Consider the following 17499-nt stretch of genomic DNA (forward strand, 5'->3'; position numbering starts at 1 on the left):
TCTAGCACGGATACTCCCCAAAAGTATTACCCCTGTAAATGGTAAGACCAAATTGGTTGCTGTTTTAAATTTCATTTGTTAAATCATGGTTAATTCGTGCTGTGTTCTATGATTCAGGTCAATTTTAGTCTGGACAGTGGCGTTTTAATTATGTTAATTTCTGCCCAACTTAAAATTGGTAATACCAATTGTCAGCGAAGAAAAAGAAGAACAACAAACTATGGCTTATCAAAGGATTCGTCAGCCAAAACTCTCGGACGTTATCGAACAAGAGTTAGAAAGGTTGATAGTGGAAGGAACACTGGCTCCAGGGCAGCAACTGCCGCCTGAGCGTGAACTGGCGAAACAGTTCGATGTGTCTCGTCCTTCAATCCGAGAAGCGATACAACGTTTAGAAGCAAAACGCTTGCTTACTCGCCGTCAAGGTGGAGGTACGTTTGTTAGCGAAAATATCTGGAAAAGCTTTTCAGATCCTTTGCTTAATTTGTTGTCCTCCCATTCTGAAACCCAACTAGACTTGTTGGAATCGCGTCATGCGATGGAAGGGATTTCGGCTTACTTCGCGGCATTACGTGGTACTGATGAAGACTTTGCTCGAATTCAAGCATGCCAAGAAAAAATTCGCGGTGCGCAAGATAAGGGTGATATTGAAGCCGAGTCTGCAGCTGTGATGGCTTTTCTTATTGCTTTAACAGAGGCAGCACACAATGTGGTGTTATTGCACATTGTTCGTAGCTTGGCTCCGTTACTCGAACAAAATGTCTTAGAAAATTTAAAGCTGTTGCATCGTCGTAAAGACGTTGTGGAGAAAGTGAGTATACATCGAGCTAACATTGTAGATGCGATCGTTTCAGGGCAGCCAGAACAGGCGCGTGAAATGTCACATTCTCATTTAGCTTACATCGAAGAAACATTGCTGGATTTGACCAAAGAAGAGTCGCGCCGCGAACGTTCTTTACGTCGAATTCAACAGGGTAAATAGCCGTAATACTTCGGCTTTTTACGTGTTTAGTAGAATCCAACTAACAAAAAGGATAGATCGCCATGTCTAACATGAAGCATGACGTTGATGCTCTGGAAACTCAAGATTGGTTAGAAGCTCTTGAGTCAGTAGTACGTGAAGAAGGTGTAGAACGTGCACAGTTTTTACTAGAACAAGTTCTAGATAAAGCGCGTTTAGATGGTGTTGATATGGCTACAGGCATCAACACAAACTACATCAACACAATTCCAGCAGCACAAGAGCCAGCTTACCCTGGTGACGTAACTCTTGAGCGTCGTATTCGTTCGATTATTCGCTGGAACGCAATCATGATCGTATTGCGTGCTTCTAAGAAAGACCTAGACCTTGGTGGTCACATGGCTTCTTACCAGTCAGCTGCAGCGTTCTACGAAGTATGTTTCAACCACTTCTTCCGTGCTCCAAATGAGACGGACGGTGGCGATCTAGTTTATTACCAAGGTCACATCTCTCCAGGTATCTACTCTCGAGCATTCGTTGAAGGTCGTCTAACTGAAGATCAGCTAGATAACTTCCGTCAAGAAGTTGATGGTAAAGGTATCCCTTCTTACCCGCATCCTAAACTGATGCCTGAGTTCTGGCAGTTCCCGACAGTATCTATGGGTCTAGGCCCTATCTCTGCTATCTACCAAGCGCGCTTCCTTAAGTACCTTGAAGGTCGTGGCATGAAAGATACTTCAGGTCAGCGTGTATACGCGTTCCTAGGTGACGGTGAGATGGATGAGCCAGAATCACGTGGTGCTATCTCTTTCGCTGCGCGTGAGAAGCTAGACAACCTATGTTTCCTAATCAACTGTAACCTACAGCGTCTAGACGGCCCTGTAATGGGTAACGGTAGCATCATCCAAGAACTTGAAGGCCTATTTAAAGGCGCCGGTTGGAACGTTGTTAAAGTTATCTGGGGTAGCAACTGGGATTCTCTGCTAGCTAAAGACACGACTGGTAAGCTTCTTCAACTAATGAACGAAACTATCGATGGTGACTACCAGACATTCAAATCTAAAGATGGCGCATACGTACGTGAGCACTTCTTTGGTAAGTACCCAGAAACAGCTGCACTAGTTGCAGACATGACTGATGACGAAATCTTCGCTCTTAAGCGTGGTGGTCACGAGTCTTCTAAGCTGTACGCAGCTTACACAAATGCAGCAGAAACTAAAGGTCGTCCGACAGTAATCCTAGCGAAGACTGTTAAAGGTTACGGCATGGGTGAAGCGGCTGAAGGTAAGAACATAGCGCACCAAGTTAAGAAGATGGACATGACTCACGTACTACACCTACGTGATCGCCTAGGTCTTCAAGATATCTTAACTGACGAAGCAGTAAAAGAACTTCCATACCTGAAGCTTGAAGAAGGTTCAGCTGAGTATGAATACCTACATGCACGTCGTAAAGACCTAAAAGGTTACACGCCACAGCGTTTACCTAAGTTCACTCAAGAATTCAAAACCCCTGAGCTAGAAGAGTTCGCACCTCTACTAGGTGAGCAGAAGCGTGATATCTCTACAACTATGGCTTACGTACGTACGCTAAACATCTTGCTTAAGAACAAGAACATTGGTAAGAATATCGTTCCTATCATCTGTGACGAAGCTCGTACGTTCGGTATGGAAGGTCTATTCCGTCAGATTGGTATCTACAACCCACACGGTCAAGAATACACGCCAGAAGATAAAGGCATTGTTTCTTACTACAAAGAAGCGACTTCAGGTCAGGTTCTACAAGAAGGCATCAACGAGCTAGGTTCAATGGCTTCTTGGGTTGCAGCTGCAACATCATACAGCACGAACGATCTCCCAATGATCCCGTTCTACATCTACTACTCAATGTTTGGTTTCCAACGTGTAGGCGATATGGCGTGGATGGCTGGTGACCAACAAGCTCGTGGCTTCCTACTAGGTGCTACTGCAGGTCGTACAACACTGAATGGTGAAGGTCTACAGCACGAAGATGGTCACTCGCACATTCAAGCGAACACGATCCCTAACTGTATCTCTTACGATCCAACGTTTGCTTACGAGCTAGCGGTTATCATGCAAGACGGTATCCGTCGCATGTACGGTGAGAACCAAGAGAACGTTTACTACTACCTAACAGTAATGAACGAGAACTACGCAATGCCAGCTATGCCAGAAGGCGCTGAAGAAGGCATTCGTAAGGGTATCTACAAGCTTGAGTCTCACGCTGGTGCTAAGGGCAAAGTTCAACTAATGAGCTCTGGTACTATCATGAACGAAGCGCGTAAAGCCGCTGAAATTCTAAGCGAAGAGTACGGCGTAGCATCTGACGTATTCTCTGTAACGTCGTTCAACGAACTAACTCGTGACGGCCAAGCGGTAGAGCGTGACAACATGCTTCACCCAGAAGCTGAAGAGAAAGTACCGTACATCACGACTGTTCTTGGTAAAGAACCTGCAATCGCAGTGACTGACTACATGAAGAACTACGCTGAGCAAGTACGTGCGTACATGCCAACTGAGTCTTACAAAGTACTTGGTACAGATGGTTTCGGCCGTTCTGACAGCCGTGCAAACCTACGTCGTCACTTCGAAGTTAACGCTGGCTACATCGTAGTTGCAGCTCTAACTGAACTGGCTAAACGTGGTGATATCGAGAAGTCTGTTGTTGCTGAAGCAATTGCTAAGTTCGATATCGACACTGAAAAAACTAACCCGCAATACGCATAAGACTGGCATTAAGGTAGGTAAATACAATGACAATCGAAATTAATGTACCAGACATCGGTGCTGACGAGGTTGAAGTAACTGAGATTCTTGTAAACGTTGGCGACAAGGTTGAAGAAGAGCAGTCACTGATCACTGTTGAAGGCGACAAAGCTTCAATGGAAGTTCCTGCGTCTCAAGCGGGTATCGTTAAAGAAATCAAGATTTCAGAAGGTGATTCTGTTTCTACTGGTTCTCTTATCATGATCTTCGAAGCGGAAGGTGCTGCAGCAGCACCGGCTGCTCCAGCAGTTGAAGCGGCGGCACCAGTTGCAGCTGCTCCTGCAGCAGCTGAGCTTAAAGAAGTTCACGTTCCTGATATCGGCGGTGATGAAGTTGAAGTAACTGAAATCATGGTAGCTATCGGCGACGCAGTAGAAGAAGAGCAATCTCTTCTTACTGTTGAAGGTGACAAGGCTTCAATGGAAGTACCTGCACCATTCGCTGGTATCGTTAAAGAAATCAAGATCGCTTCTGGTGATTCAGTATCTACTGGTTCTCTAGTGATGGTATTTGAAGTGGCAGGTTCTGACGCTCCAGTTGCAGCAGCTCCTGCTCCAGCGGCGGCACCAGTTGCAGCGGCTCCAGCAGCATCTGCTGAGAAAGAAGTGAACGTTCCTGATATCGGTGGCGACGAAGTAGAAGTTACTGAAATCATGGTAGCGGTTGGCGATACAGTAGAAGAAGAGCAATCTCTAATTACTGTTGAAGGCGACAAAGCTTCAATGGAAGTGCCTGCACCATTCGCTGGTACAGTAAAAGAGATCAAGATTGCAGCTGGCGACAAAGTGTCAACAGGCTCTTCAATCATGACTTTCGTTGTTGAAGGCGCAGCTCCAGTAGCAGTAGCGGCTCCAGCTCCAGCACAAGCAGCAGCACCTGCACCTAAAGCTGAAGCAGTAGCTCCAGCAGCTGGCGACTTCCAAGAGAACGGCGAGTACGCTCACGCATCTCCAGTTGTTCGTCGTCTAGCTCGTGAATTCGGTGTGAACCTAGCGAAAGTTAAAGGTACTGGTCGTAAGAGTCGCGTACTTAAAGAAGACGTTCAGTCTTACGTTAAAGATGCACTTAAGCGTCTTGAGTCTGGTGCTACAGCATCTGGCAAAGGCGGCGATGGTTCTGCTCTTGGTCTACTACCATGGCCAAAAGTTGACTTCAGCAAGTTCGGCGAAACGGAAGTTCAGAAGCTTTCTAAGATTAAGAAGATCTCTGGCGCTAACCTGCACCGTAACTGGGTAATGATCCCTCACGTTACACAGTGGGACAACGCAGACATCACTGAGCTAGAAGCATTCCGTAAAGAACAGAACGCAATCGAAGCGAAGAAAGACACTGGCATGAAGATCACTCCACTTGTGTTCATCATGAAAGCTGTTGCTAAAGCGCTAGAAGCATTCCCAGCGTTTAACTCTTCTCTTTCTGAAGATGGCGAAAGCATCATTCTTAAGAAGTACGTAAACGTGGGTATCGCTGTTGATACACCAAACGGTCTAGTTGTTCCTGTCTTCAAAGACGTGAACAAGAAAGGCATTTACGAGCTATCTGAAGAGCTAATGGCTGTTTCTAAGAAAGCACGTTCTGGTAAGCTAACAGCGGCAGACATGCAAGGCGGTTGTTTCACAATCTCTAGCCTTGGTGGTATTGGCGGTACTGCATTTACTCCAATCGTAAATGCTCCAGAAGTAGGTATCCTAGGTGTATCTAAGTCTGAAATTAAGCCAGTTTGGAATGGTAAAGAGTTCCAACCACGTCTACAGCTTCCACTGTCTCTATCATACGATCACCGTGTGATCGATGGTGCTGAAGGTGCACGCTTCATTACTTTCCTAAACAGCGCACTATCTGACATTCGTCGTCTAGTACTGTAATTGAGAAAGTAATTATTAAGGTGACTTTCGGGTCACCTTAATTCTTTATATAAAGACTATTTTTAGAGAACAGTTTCCGGCATTTCTCATAAACTGCGGGGGAATTGTTGTCTAGCTCACAGGCTAACTTAAAGCTACTTTCACACTGTTAACATCTCTGTAAAATGTTTCCTGTTTGAAAGCCCAATAATTTTAAGAACATCTACTCAGCCTGTTAGGGATAATGACTACAAGAGGTCACAATGAGCAAAGAAATTAAAGCCCAAGTTGTTGTACTTGGTTCAGGTCCTGCTGGTTACTCAGCGGCATTCCGTTGTGCGGATTTAGGTCTAGAAACAGTACTAGTTGAACGTTACAGCACTCTTGGTGGTGTATGTCTAAACGTTGGTTGTATTCCATCAAAAGCACTTCTTCACGTATCTAAAGTAATTGAAGAAGCAAAAGCGATGGCAGAGCACGGCGTTGTATTCGGCGAGCCACAGACGGACATCAACAAGATCCGTATCTGGAAAGAAAAAGTAGTTGATCAACTGACTGGCGGTCTTGGCGGTATGGCTAAGATGCGTAACGTTACAGTTGTTAACGGTTTTGGTAAGTTCACTGGTCCTAACAGCATTCTTGTTGAAGGCGAAGGCGAAGCAACGACAGTTAACTTCGACAACGCAATCATTGCTGCGGGTTCTCGCCCAATCAAACTTCCTTTCATCCCACATGAAGACCCACGTATTTGGGATTCTACGGATGCACTAGAACTAAACGAAGTACCAGAAAAACTGCTTATCATGGGCGGTGGTATCATCGGTCTTGAGATGGGTACGGTTTACCACTCTCTAGGTTCTAAAGTTGAAGTTGTTGAGATGTTCGATCAAGTTATCCCTGCTGCGGATAAAGACATCGTTAAAGTCTTCACTAAGCGCATTAAAGATAAGTTCAAGCTAATGCTTGAAACTAAAGTGACAGCGGTTGAAGCGAAAGAAGACGGTATCTACGTTTCAATGGAAGGCAAGAAAGCACCAGCAGAAGCTGAGCGCTACGATGCAGTTCTTGTTGCTATCGGTCGTGTTCCAAACGGTGCACTTATCGATGCTGAAAAAGCAGGTATCGAAGTTGATGAGCGCGGTTTCATCAATGTTGATAAGCAAATGCGTACTAACGTTCCTCACATCCACGCGATCGGTGATGTTGTTGGTCAACCAATGCTTGCTCACAAAGGTGTGCATGAAGGTCACGTAGCTGCTGAAGTTATCTCTGGTAAGAAGCACTACTTCGATCCTAAAGTAATCCCATCAATTGCGTACACTGAGCCAGAAGTAGCTTGGGTAGGTAAGACTGAGAAAGAAGCGAAAGCGGAAGGCCTGAACTACGAAGTTGCTACTTTCCCTTGGGCTGCTTCTGGTCGTGCAATCGCTTCAGACTGTGCTGACGGTATGACTAAGATGATCTTCGATAAAGAGACTCATCGCGTAATCGGTGGTGCTGTTGTTGGTACTAACGGTGGTGAACTTCTTGGCGAAATCGGCCTAGCAATCGAAATGGGTTGTGATGCAGAAGATATCGCACTGACTATCCACGCTCACCCAACTCTACACGAGTCTGTTGGTCTTGCTGCGGAAGTATTCGAAGGTTCAATCACTGACCTTCCAAATAAGAAAGCAGTGAAAAAGAAGAAGTAATTCTTTTTTAGCCACTCGCTAATGTTTTTAAAAGCCGCTGATTCGTCAGCGGCTTTTTTATGTCTGAAGAAAAGATGGTCGTCATGCTTGTAAGAGATCCCCAACTCGCTCGTCCCTCGCTCTTTAGGATGACGAAGGAAGGAATAGGGAATCTGATTAGGTGAGAGGAAATAAAAAAGGGTTAGCGTAAAAGCCAACCCTTTAGTTTTGTTCGAAGATCGAATCTACTTATAAATGCACAGCATGTTCAAGTAGCTATCCGTCAAGGTCGAAAGTTCTTCTTGCGTATCAGCACGTTTCGCTTGGATGAATAGCGAGTAGCAAATGCCGTGGAATAGATTTGCTAGATGTTTAGGATCGTGATCGTCACAGACTTCGCCGCGTTCAATCGCCTTGCTAAACATGTTTTGTACTAACATCTGGTTAGTGCGGTTAGTGGTTACGAATAGTGGCCATACTTCATCGCGAGTTGATGCACTCCATTCGAACCATACATTTAACCAATTGCTATCTTGAGCCACTAACGTCACCATTTCAGTCGCAATATTATGTAGATTTTCTTTTGCGTGAATATCTAGGTCAATGTTGTCTGAAAGGAAGTTCGAGAATTGACGAACAACGTGGTTAAGTACTTCATCAACCAGATCTTCACGGGTAGGGAAGTAGTTAAATACTGTTGCTACTGACACCTGAGCGATGTCGGCAATATCAGCGTGTCCACCGCGGCCAATGCCACGGCGAGAGAATACTTCAAGTGCGATTTCCATCAATTGAAGTTTTCTTTTTAAGGGTGAAAGCCTAGTTCTAGGTCTCTTCGTTATTGAGTCCATTTTGTTTTTCCTTGCCAACGAATTTTTATATTAATGATTTTATTATTATTTAAGCCAAGATGAGTGTAATGGTGCATATGTGAATGGTCAATCCCTTGTGCTTGTTTTATAGACAGTTACATCAAACTTGATACATAAAGCGTGATCAGTGTTGATGTGAAAGGATGCGAGTATTGGATAACGCACCAATGCACATTTCATTGAGAATCTAACAGTAAATTCGAACCATAAGGTGGTGTGGGTATTTGAGCAGTGCTAGACTTACGCACAAAATTGAGCGACACAACTGACGAAAGTGTCAACATTCGTCGTAATCACCAAATAAAATGAGAGCAGTATGAAGCATACAGTTGAAGTCATGATCTCTGAGCAAGAAGTTCAGGATCGAGTGAACGAACTAGGCAAGCAGATCACGGAGCACTACCAAGGTAGCGAAGATCTAGTTTTAGTTGGCTTATTGCGCGGATCTTTTGTCTTTATGGCGGATCTTGCTCGTGCTATCAATTTAACTCACCAAGTGGATTTCATGACTGCGTCTAGCTACGGCAACGGCATGGAAAGCACACGTGATGTTCGTATTTTGAAAGACCTTGATGATGACATCCAAGGTAAAGATGTTCTACTTGTAGAAGATATTATCGATACTGGTAACACGCTGACTAAAGTAAAAGAAATTCTGAGCCTGCGTGGTCCTAAATCTATCGAAATTTGTACGTTATTAGACAAGCCTTCTCGTCGTGAAGTCATTGTAGACACAAAGTGGATTGGTTTTGAAATCCCAGATGAATTCGTTGTTGGTGTGGGTATCGACTACGCACAAAAATATCGTCACCTACCGTACATCGGTAAAGTTGTACCTCAAGAGTAATAACGACTCTGTTGAACACAAACAAAAAAGGCTCGCAAAACGCGAGCCTTTCTTATATCTATTCTTTCTTATATCTATTGGTTAGACGTTAAGAATTAACCTAGGATTGGAGACGATAGGATTTTATCAAGCGCCGCTAAGTGGCTGTTTTCTAAGGTGTCATTACTTGAGCAACGAACACCAAGATCTTGCAGCTTGCCATTACCAATACCATAAACCACACCGTGGATTTCAATATCTTGTCCACGTTCCCATGCGCTTTGCATGATGGTCGAGTTACCAAGATTGTAGACTTGTTCTGCAACGTTAATTTCGCATAACTTGTCACCCCATTGTTCACGAGGCAGAGATTCAATTTGCTTACGGTACTTAAGATAGTTATCGCGTATGTGGAGTAGCCAGTTGTTGATAAGACCCAGTTTAGGGTTATCAATCGCTGCGTTAACACCGCCACAGCCGTAGTGACCACAAACAATAACGTGTTTCACTTTGAGTACATCGACAGCGTATTGCACTACTGATAAGCAGTTTAGGTCGGTATGAACTACTTGATTAGCGACATTTCGGTGAACAAACAGTTCGCCAGAATACAAACCAGTGAGACGCTCGGCTGGAACGCGGCTATCTGAGCAGCCTATCCATAGAAAACCAGGGCTTTGACCCTCTTCAAGCGTTGTAAAATACTCTGGTCGTTGAGAGCGAATTTCTTCTGACCATTTAGAGTTGTTTTCAAAAAGCTGTTTAATCTCTGGCATTTTGCGTCTTACATCCCTTAATTAAGAACTCTAACTATACACAATGTTACAAATTCAATCTTGTAAAAACTGTGTCAAATAGTACTCATCTGACGTGTACTCGTCGTTAAAATCATTAACTTAGCGTAAAAGGCATAATCCGAATATAAGAGACGAATAGTGTGATTAAATTAACACTTTCTGAACCGTTGATACATTTGTTAAAGTGATAAGGTTTGTCATTTCATCATCAGGAAGGTGTGTTTTGTTTGGAAGTCGTTTTACGGATATCAATCTCAAAGGAGATATGTTTGGCGGTGTAACTACAGCCATCATCTCATTGCCTTTAGCGTTGGCATTTGGTGTCGCTTCTGGTGCGGGCGCGGAAGCTGGCCTTTGGGGCGCCATCATGGTGGGCCTATTTGCGGCATTGTTTGGTGGCTCAAGCAGCTTGATATCAGAGCCTACCGGGCCGATGACAGTGATCATGACGGCAGTAATGACCAGCATGGTGGCCAAGTACCCTGAAACCGGGATGGCAATGACCTTTACCGTGGTAATGATGGCGGGTGCTTTTCAGATATTACTCGGTACATTAAAGCTAGGAAAGTACGTCACTTTGATGCCATATAGCGTGATATCTGGCTTTATGTCCGGTATCGGCGTGATTCTTGTCATTCTGCAACTTTCTCCTTTGCTAGGGCACGCAGCCCCTTCTGGCGGAGTGATGGGCACACTTTCGGCACTTCCTGATATGCTAGCTAATCTGAAAGTCAGCGAGCTGTTTTTAGGGGTATTAACGCTTGGTATCCTTTTCGGTTTTCCAGCTAAATATCGTAAGTATGTGCCCGCTCAATTGGTCGCTTTAGTGGCTGTAACGCTCTTATCCGTTATTATCTTTGATACCGATTCTATTCGCCGTATTGGTGAAATTCCCGCAGGCTTACCTTCTCTTGTTATTCCGACTATCAGCTCTGAGCAATTCACCACAATGGTTATCGATGCTTTGGTGCTAGGTACTCTTGGTTGTATTGATACGCTTTTGACTGCGGTTATCGGAGATTCATTGACTCGTAAAGAGCATGATTCAGACAAAGAACTTCGTGGCCAAGGCATTGCGAATATGATTTCTGGTCTGTTTGGTGCGCTACCCGGTGCGGGCGCAACCATGGGCACCGTGACCAACATTCAGGTAGGGGCTCGTTCTCCGCTTTCTGGTGTTATTCGTGCTTTGGTGCTTGCGCTAGTGGTATTGGTTGCGGGAGGCTTAACAGAACCGATCCCTATGGCGGTGTTGGCTGGTATCGCGATGTATGTCGGTTTCAACATCCTTGATTGGAGTTTTATTCAGCGCGCACACAAGGTGAGTTATGCCGGCATGGGTGTCATGTACGGTGTGATGTTATTAACCGTATTCGTTGATTTAATTATTGCGGTCGGGCTGGGCGTTTTTATCTCAAACATTCTGATCATTGAAAGGCTGAGTCGAGAGCAAGCTAGACAAGTTAAGGCGATCAGTGATGGCGATGATGAAGACGATATCCCATTAACTGACAGTGAACGTCAGTTACTGGATAGTGCCAATGGTAAAGTGCTGTTCTTCTACCTTTCTGGGCCGATGATATTTAGTGTTTCAAAAGCGATTTCACGTCAACACTCGAGTATTTCTGATTATGAAGCGATGATCTTAGATCTAACTGATGTGCCTATGATTGATGTTACCGTTGGTTTAGCGCTAGAAAATGCGATTAAAGATGCCCTAGATGCGCAGTGTGAGGTGTACTTATTGTGTCCTAATGAGAATACTCGTCAGCAATTAGAAAAATTCCATGTGATTGACCTTGTGCCGGAATCCAATACTTATCGATTCAGATATGAAGCCCTGACAGCTGCAACAAGCTATGTTGATAGAGATGAACATCAATTTGACTCGGTTTAATCTTCAGCAATAATTTCACATGAGTCAGTTATAGACGCCAAATATAGTATTGGTGATTAATGCCGTTAAGTTAATAACTTAACGGCATTTTTATGTTTACTGAACACTGAATTGCTCTTTACGTACTTAATATTCTTGTTCGCTTTCGAAAGAAAGCCTCACTCGGTATTTGTATTAATCGTTAATCAACGATAAACTTGTTTGCAAAATGGCCGAGTAAACAAGTTTGAGTTAGTTTTCTGCTAGCTCGTTTTAAGCATTACTCTCTTCCTCAAGCTCGGTCATCAACATCTTATCTATAGCAAATGGCAGTCTATCTCTATGTATGCATTAGAAATTGAGCAACTAAGAAAAACTTATGCAGGGGGCTTTGAGGCTCTTAAGGGCGTGAGTTTACAAGTAGAAAAAGGCGACTTTTACGCACTACTTGGCCCAAATGGTGCGGGTAAATCCACCACCATTGGTGTTATCTCTTCACTGGTTAATAAAACGTCAGGCAAGGTGAAAGTGTTTGGCTACGACATTGATACCGATCTGGAGCTAGCGAAGTTGAACTTAGGTTTAGTCCCGCAAGAGTTTAACTTTAACCCGTTCGAAACGGTTGAGCAGATCGTGCTACAACAAGCAGGTTACTACGGTGTACCGAAAGCTTTTGCTAAAGAACGCGCTAAAAAGTACTTATCTCAACTCGATTTGTGGGAAAAGCGTGGCGAACGTGCGCGTAACTTATCTGGTGGTATGAAGCGTCGTTTGATGATCGCGCGTGCACTGATGCATGAGCCTCATTTGTTAATTCTTGATGAACCAACGGCGGGTGTTGATATTGAATTGCGTCGTTCAATGTGGGAATTCCTCAAGGAGATCAACGAGAAGCAGGGCATCACCATTATTTTAACTACGCACTATCTAGAAGAAGCGGAAATGCTGTGTCGTAACATTGGTATCATCAATCGTGGTGAGTTGATTGAGAACACCACAATGAAGTCGCTTTTGGGTAAGTTGAGTGCCGAGACCTTTATTCTTGATCTTGAAGAGGGTGCGACTGAACCTAAACTTGAAGGTGTGAATAGCCAAGTGATGGTTAATGGCTCGCTAGAAATCGAAATCGACAAGAATCGAGGTTTGAATACCATCTTTGATCAATTGAGTGAGCAGCAGGTAAAAGTTCTCTCTATGCGTAACAAAGCAAACCGCCTAGAAGAGCTATTTGTGAGTATCGTCCGTGAGGGGAATAAATAATATGTACAGCCTATATTGGACCGCTTTCTGCAGCTTGTTGACCAAAGAGATCAATCGCTTCACGCGTATCTGGGTGCAAACTCTGGTGCCGCCAGCGATTACCATGACGCTTTACTTCATCATCTTCGGTAACCTGATTGGTGCGCGTATTGGTGAAATGAATGGCTTTAGCTACATGGAATACATTGTGCCCGGTCTGATCATGATGTCGGTGATCACCAACTCATATTCCAACGTTGCTTCATCGTTCTTTAGTGCCAAATTCCAGAAGAACATTGAAGAGCTGCTTGTAGCACCTGTTCCTAACTACGTGATTATCGCCGGCTTCGTAATGGGCGGCGTGGTGCGTGGCTTGTTAGTGGGCACTATCGTCACCTTTGTATCGCTGTTCTTTGTTGACCTTCAAGTCGACCACTGGGGCGTGATCATTGCGACGGTATTTCTCACGTCGGTTGTGTTTGCTCTGGGTGGCTTGATCAACGCGGTATTCGCACGCACGTTTGATGATATTTCTATTATCCCAACCTTCATTTTAACGCCGCTGACGTATCTCGGTGGTGTGTTCTACTCGATCAGTCTATTGCCTGAATTCTGGCAAGGTGTATCGAAGTTGAACCCTATCGTGTATATGGTAAACGCGTTTAGATATGGTTTTTTGGGTGTGTCTGATGTGGGTATTGTGACGTCGTTTGGCGTACTAGGTGTGTTTATTGTCGTGCTGTATGGCATTGCACATTACTTAGTTACAAAGGGGATCGGCTTACGTAGCTAACTTTTAGTTATCCAAGAGCTATTAGTTATCCAGGATCTATTAGTTATCTAGGAGCTATTAATTATCCTGAATCGCAGGCAAAGAAAAAGGTCGATATTACATCGACCTTTTTTATGTTTTTCATTTGTGCTTTGCGGTAGAACCTGGTTTACGTAAAGAGAAGAAAGCGATTACTCAGCAGTTTCTTCTTTCACTTCTTCTTTCGTTTCCGAGACCAAATCTAAAACTTGGTTGTCGATAAGGCGAGTCTTACCTAGGAAAGCCGACATTAGAATCACTGCTTGAGTCGATTCTGAAGTGATTGCTTGTAACGTTTTCACATCACAAATGAATATTTCATCCGGTTGTAGGTCTGCTGCGCGCAGTTGGTCTGTTGCATCTTCAATGACAGACGCGTAATCATCACGACCACCACGAATAGCACTGCTGATCCAACGCATAGTGCGCGCTAGAACTGGAGCTCGCTGACGTTCATCAATCGTTAGGTTGCTATTGCGAGAGCTCATGGCTAAACCATCCATTTCACGAACAGTCGCTACGCCCACAACTTCAATGTCTAGCGCTAAGTCAGTTGTCATCTGGCGAATCACAGCAAGTTGTTGGAAATCTTTCTCACCGAAGCATGCAAAGTCTGGCTGAACGATATTAAACAGTTTCGTGACAATTGTTGATACACCGCGGAAATGACCTGGGCGAGAGGCACCTTCAAGCATATGAGATATACCAGGGACTTCAACAAACGTCTGTTTGTCCAATCCATCTGGGTACATAACCTCTGGTGTTGGCGTAAAGACTAACTCAACACCTTCGCCTGTTAGTTTGTTTAAATCGGCTTCTAACGTACGAGGGTAGTTATTTAGGTCGTCGGCGCGATCAAACTGCATTGGGTTAACAAAAATGCTTACAACAACAATGTCAGCCAGTTCACGAGCTTTCTTGACCAGAGTTAGGTGACCTTCATGTAGGTTTCCCATTGTTGGGACAAAAGCAACCGTACGTCCATCACGCTTAAACTGTTTAATCTGCTCACGAAGAGCCGCTATTTCAGCAAAAGTTTGCATAGTTACTCCTAAGCGATTGTATGAGCATCATCAGGGAAACGTGCGCTCTCTACTTCTTCTTTGTATAGAGCGACGGCTTTACGCATATCACCTGTTTCAGCTAGGAAATTCTTAGAGAATTTCGGCATGTAGTTCGCAGAAATACCGAACATGTCATGCATAACCAAGATCTGACCATCGGTAACATTACCTGCGCCGATGCCGATAACCGGTACGTCACAAGCTTCTGTAATTCTTTTTGCTAATGAAGCTGGTACACATTCAAGAAGAACGATTTGAGCACCTGCATTTTGTAGTGCTAGCGCATCAGCAACCATTTTATCGGCTTGCTCGTTGTCACGACCTTGAACTTTGTAACCACCAAAAATGTTTACCGATTGAGGCGTTAAGCCTAAGTGTGCACATACTGGTACAGCACGTTCTGTTAGCATCTTCACAGTTTCAATCAACCAGCTTCCGCCTTCGATTTTCACCATATTCGCACCAGCGCGCATTAAGGTTGCTGCGTTCTCACAGGCTTGCTCTGGTGTGGCGTAACTCATGAATGGCATGTCAGCCATAAGAAGACAGTTTGGGCTACCGGCACGCACTGAGCGAGTATGGTAAGCAATATCTTCAACGGTTACTGGTAATGTATCGTTACGACCTTGTAGAACCATGCCAAGTGAGTCACCGACAAGTAGAACTGGCATATCTTGGCTTTCGAATAATTGAGCAAAACTCGCATCATAAGCTGTCGACGTCGCGAATTTACGGCCTTCTTGTTTGCACTTGATTAGGTCGTTAATGGTTACTTTTTTCATTGATTTTCCTTAATGCGCTTGGCTATTGCTGCCAAACATTGAGCCCGTTCTTATCTACTATTTTTAGTAGTTCTGTCAGCTCAGTCCCATCAGGGAGTTGTAAACTTGGTGCGATTTCAGCAAGCGGGTAGAGCACAAACTCTCTTTCTTTCATTCCGTAATGAGGAACGGTTAAGCGCTCTGAATCGATCACCTCATTGCCGTATAACACGATATCGAGATCCAAGGTTCTTGGACCCCAACGCTCGTCTTTACGGACGCGCCCTTGCTCTTGCTCGATCTTTTGAGTGCAATCAAGCAGTTCAATTGGCGTTAATTCTGTTTTAATTGCTACTACCGCGTTGATGTAGTCGGGTTGGTTTTGCGGCCCCATTGGAGTGCTACTATATAGCTGTGAGGTCGCAACAAACGTTGTTCGCGGAAGATTCTTTAGCGTTTCGATAGCCAAGTTTGCTTGGCTAACAGGGTCGGCAAGATTACTGCCGACCGCAATGTAAGCCGTTATCATTCTGATTGCTTACTCTTTTTGTTCCTGTAAGTCTTACGGCGGCGATGACCCGACTTTGATGGTGCTGCTACGTCATTAGCCATCGCTTGACGCATATTGCGTCCTGCTGTCTGATAACGCTCCCACCATTTTGCTAGTTCTTTGGTTTCGCCACCTTCAATTTCGCCACGCATTTCTAGGAAATCGTAGCCAGCACGGAACTTATTGAGTTCCATCAGGCGAACGGCACGTTTACCGTTGCGGCGAGGCAGTCGTAGTTGCAGCTGCCAAACTTCGCGAATGGTTGCGGTATGGCGACGAGGAATCGCAATTGATTTTACTTGTCGATCAAGAATGATGTTACTTGCTTCCATGATCGCATCGTAGTGCGCCATACCCTGTTCAGCGACAAGCTTGTCTGCCAACTTGTTCATTGGGTACCAAAGCATTGCAGCAAACATAAACGCGGGGTTTACTCGCTTGCCATCTTCGATGCGAAGGTCAGTCGAGTCGAGTACCAAATCAAGCATCTGCTCGGTATGTGAGTCGTAGCCTTCTGTGAAGTGTTCCGCTACTGAAGGGAACATCTGCTGGAACAGGTTGTACTCACGCATCAAGTGGTAGGTTTCTAAACCGTGACCTGATTGCAGTAATTTTAGAGACTCTTCGTAAAGGCGCGCTGCTGGGATATCTTTTAGAAGGTGTGCTAACTCTTCAATTGGGTCGGCTGTATCTTCCTCAATATCAAAATCCAGTTTAGCGGCGAAGCGCATTGCACGTAGCATGCGTACTGGGTCTTCGCGGTAACGCGTTTCTGGATCGCCAATCAGGCGGATCAGCTTATCTTCTAAATCTTCTACACCACCCGCGTAATCGTGGATGCTATAGTCTGCAATGTTGTAGTACATCGCATTGATTGTGAAGTCACGACGTTCTGCATCTTCATCAACATTGCCGTACACGTTATCGCGTAGCAACATACCTTCTTCAGATTGCGCAGAAACGTTTTTCGATGGCTCTTGGTGGTGGCCACGGAAAGTTGCTACTTCAATGATGTCACGACCAAACATGATATGTGCCAAGCGAAAACGTCGACCGATAAGGCGACAGTTTCTGAATAGGTGCTTGATTTGCTCTGGCGTTGCGTTGGTCGCGATATCAAAATCTTTTGGCTGAGAGCCCAATAAGATGTCGCGTACACCACCACCGACTAGAAATGCGTCAAAACCCGCACCATTCAGGCGATATAACACTTTAAGTGCATTGTCGCTGATCTGCTTGCGTGAAATATTGTGCTCTTGACGAGTATAAATATTCAGAGCTAATTCGTGGAATCCGCGTTGTTCGCTTGGGGTATTGTCGTTTGTATTCATTAGTTTATAACAAAGTAGGTATCGCCAGCTTTGTTTTTCTCTTAGTCCAAAGTGGTAGTGCAGAGTTTAATTGCGGCTAATAATAGCTTAGCGCGAGCCATTTGAGAA

General features: G+C 44.6%; 14 protein-coding genes. 8 read left to right on the forward strand and 6 right to left on the reverse strand.

Annotated elements, in window-relative coordinates; genetic code table 11:
* The first annotated feature begins 220 nt into the window (after positions 1-220).
* The 4 genes from pdhR (at position 221) to lpdA (ending at position 7285) form a co-directional block, all read left to right on the forward strand.
* Positions 221-982, forward strand: coding sequence for a pyruvate dehydrogenase complex transcriptional repressor PdhR (gene pdhR / locus AB6D80_RS05600; RefSeq protein WP_029225519.1), 762 nt, complete (start codon positions 221-223; stop codon positions 980-982).
* A 62-nt stretch (positions 983-1044) separates the two neighbouring features.
* Positions 1045-3708, forward strand: coding sequence for a pyruvate dehydrogenase (acetyl-transferring), homodimeric type (aceE, locus tag AB6D80_RS05605; protein WP_017101226.1), 2664 nt, complete (start codon positions 1045-1047; stop codon positions 3706-3708).
* A gap of 26 nt (positions 3709-3734) precedes the next feature.
* Positions 3735-5612, forward strand: a complete 1878-nt coding sequence (gene aceF, locus AB6D80_RS05610) for a pyruvate dehydrogenase complex dihydrolipoyllysine-residue acetyltransferase (RefSeq protein WP_372187934.1) — start codon at positions 3735-3737, stop codon at positions 5610-5612.
* A 242-nt stretch (positions 5613-5854) separates the two neighbouring features.
* Entirely contained in the window at positions 5855-7285 is a 1431-nt protein-coding gene (gene lpdA, locus AB6D80_RS05615; protein WP_012604738.1) for a dihydrolipoyl dehydrogenase, read from the forward strand.
* A 224-nt stretch (positions 7286-7509) separates the two neighbouring features.
* Here the strand turns inward: lpdA and AB6D80_RS05620 are convergent, their stop codons facing one another.
* Positions 7510-8115, reverse strand: a complete 606-nt coding sequence (locus tag AB6D80_RS05620) for a LuxR/HapR/OpaR family quorum-sensing transcriptional regulator (protein WP_017101672.1) — start codon at positions 8113-8115, stop codon at positions 7510-7512.
* 337 nt (positions 8116-8452) lie between these two features.
* Here AB6D80_RS05620 and hpt point away from each other — a divergent pair, with 337 nt between their 5' ends.
* Positions 8453-8983 carry a hypoxanthine phosphoribosyltransferase gene (hpt, locus tag AB6D80_RS05625; protein ID WP_135382731.1) on the forward strand — a complete coding sequence of 177 codons (531 nt, stop codon included), beginning with the start codon at positions 8453-8455 and terminating at the stop codon, positions 8981-8983.
* Positions 8984-9078: 95 nt separating this feature from the next.
* Here hpt and can read toward each other — a convergent pair whose 3' ends face one another.
* Positions 9079-9738: a carbonate dehydratase gene (gene can, locus AB6D80_RS05630; protein WP_009847590.1), complete on the reverse strand. Its 660-nt coding sequence runs from the start codon at positions 9736-9738 to the stop codon at positions 9079-9081.
* 286 nt (positions 9739-10024) lie between these two features.
* Between can and AB6D80_RS05635 the strand changes: the two genes are divergently transcribed.
* The 3 genes from AB6D80_RS05635 (at position 10025) to AB6D80_RS05645 (ending at position 13667) form a co-directional block, all read left to right on the forward strand.
* Positions 10025-11656: a SulP family inorganic anion transporter gene (locus AB6D80_RS05635; protein ID WP_372187936.1), complete on the forward strand. Its 1632-nt coding sequence runs from the start codon at positions 10025-10027 to the stop codon at positions 11654-11656.
* A gap of 321 nt (positions 11657-11977) precedes the next feature.
* Positions 11978-12895: an ABC transporter ATP-binding protein gene (locus AB6D80_RS05640; RefSeq protein WP_371701740.1), complete on the forward strand. Its 918-nt coding sequence runs from the start codon at positions 11978-11980 to the stop codon at positions 12893-12895.
* 1 nt (position 12896) lies between these two features.
* Entirely contained in the window at positions 12897-13667 is a 771-nt protein-coding gene (locus AB6D80_RS05645; RefSeq protein WP_009847587.1) for an ABC transporter permease, read from the forward strand.
* A gap of 170 nt (positions 13668-13837) precedes the next feature.
* On the opposite strand, the gene panC is transcribed toward AB6D80_RS05645, so the two are convergent.
* Genes panC through pcnB form a run of 4 tightly spaced genes read right to left on the reverse strand, consistent with a single transcriptional unit; the run spans position 13838 to position 17391 of the window.
* Positions 13838-14728 (reverse strand): pantoate--beta-alanine ligase, encoded by an 891-nt coding sequence (gene panC, locus AB6D80_RS05650; RefSeq protein ID WP_012604734.1) that lies wholly within the window; start codon positions 14726-14728, stop codon positions 13838-13840.
* An 8-nt stretch (positions 14729-14736) separates the two neighbouring features.
* Positions 14737-15531 (reverse strand): 3-methyl-2-oxobutanoate hydroxymethyltransferase, encoded by a 795-nt coding sequence (gene panB, locus AB6D80_RS05655; RefSeq protein WP_009847585.1) that lies wholly within the window; start codon positions 15529-15531, stop codon positions 14737-14739.
* Positions 15532-15553: 22 nt separating this feature from the next.
* On the reverse strand, positions 15554-16039 hold the full coding sequence (gene folK, locus AB6D80_RS05660) for a 2-amino-4-hydroxy-6-hydroxymethyldihydropteridine diphosphokinase (RefSeq protein WP_009847584.1): 486 nt from the start codon (positions 16037-16039) through the stop codon (positions 15554-15556).
* The gene (gene pcnB, locus AB6D80_RS05665; protein WP_009847583.1) at positions 16036-17391 is read right to left on the reverse strand and encodes a polynucleotide adenylyltransferase PcnB; all 1356 of its coding nucleotides are present in this window, start codon (positions 17389-17391) and stop codon (positions 16036-16038) included. The genes folK and pcnB overlap by 4 nt, the downstream gene beginning before the upstream one ends.
* Positions 17392-17499: the final 108 nt, after the last annotated feature.

The organism is Vibrio sp. 10N.247.310.17, from assembly GCF_041466605.1.
GTDB classification, from domain to species: domain Bacteria; phylum Pseudomonadota; class Gammaproteobacteria; order Enterobacterales; family Vibrionaceae; genus Vibrio; species Vibrio tasmaniensis_A.

What these genes read in the sequence shown, in the direction of transcription:
- pdhR (WP_029225519.1), top strand. Translation starts at nt 221, where the DNA reads ATGGCTTATCAAAGGATTCGTCAGCCAAAACTCTCGGACGTTATCGAA.
- aceE (WP_017101226.1), top strand. Translation starts at nt 1,045, where the DNA reads ATGTCTAACATGAAGCATGACGTTGATGCTCTGGAAACTCAAGATTGG.
- aceF (WP_372187934.1), top strand. Translation starts at nt 3,735, where the DNA reads ATGACAATCGAAATTAATGTACCAGACATCGGTGCTGACGAGGTTGAA.
- lpdA (WP_012604738.1), top strand. Translation starts at nt 5,855, where the DNA reads ATGAGCAAAGAAATTAAAGCCCAAGTTGTTGTACTTGGTTCAGGTCCT.
- AB6D80_RS05620 (WP_017101672.1), bottom strand. Translation starts at nt 8,115, where the DNA reads ATGGACTCAATAACGAAGAGACCTAGAACTAGGCTTTCACCCTTAAAA.
- hpt (WP_135382731.1), top strand. Translation starts at nt 8,453, where the DNA reads ATGAAGCATACAGTTGAAGTCATGATCTCTGAGCAAGAAGTTCAGGAT.
- can (WP_009847590.1), bottom strand. Translation starts at nt 9,738, where the DNA reads ATGCCAGAGATTAAACAGCTTTTTGAAAACAACTCTAAATGGTCAGAA.
- AB6D80_RS05635 (WP_372187936.1), top strand. Translation starts at nt 10,025, where the DNA reads ATGTTTGGCGGTGTAACTACAGCCATCATCTCATTGCCTTTAGCGTTG.
- AB6D80_RS05640 (WP_371701740.1), top strand. Translation starts at nt 11,978, where the DNA reads ATGTATGCATTAGAAATTGAGCAACTAAGAAAAACTTATGCAGGGGGC.
- AB6D80_RS05645 (WP_009847587.1), top strand. Translation starts at nt 12,897, where the DNA reads ATGTACAGCCTATATTGGACCGCTTTCTGCAGCTTGTTGACCAAAGAG.
- panC (WP_012604734.1), bottom strand. Translation starts at nt 14,728, where the DNA reads ATGCAAACTTTTGCTGAAATAGCGGCTCTTCGTGAGCAGATTAAACAG.
- panB (WP_009847585.1), bottom strand. Translation starts at nt 15,531, where the DNA reads ATGAAAAAAGTAACCATTAACGACCTAATCAAGTGCAAACAAGAAGGC.
- folK (WP_009847584.1), bottom strand. Translation starts at nt 16,039, where the DNA reads ATGATAACGGCTTACATTGCGGTCGGCAGTAATCTTGCCGACCCTGTT.
- pcnB (WP_009847583.1), bottom strand. Translation starts at nt 17,391, where the DNA reads ATGAATACAAACGACAATACCCCAAGCGAACAACGCGGATTCCACGAA.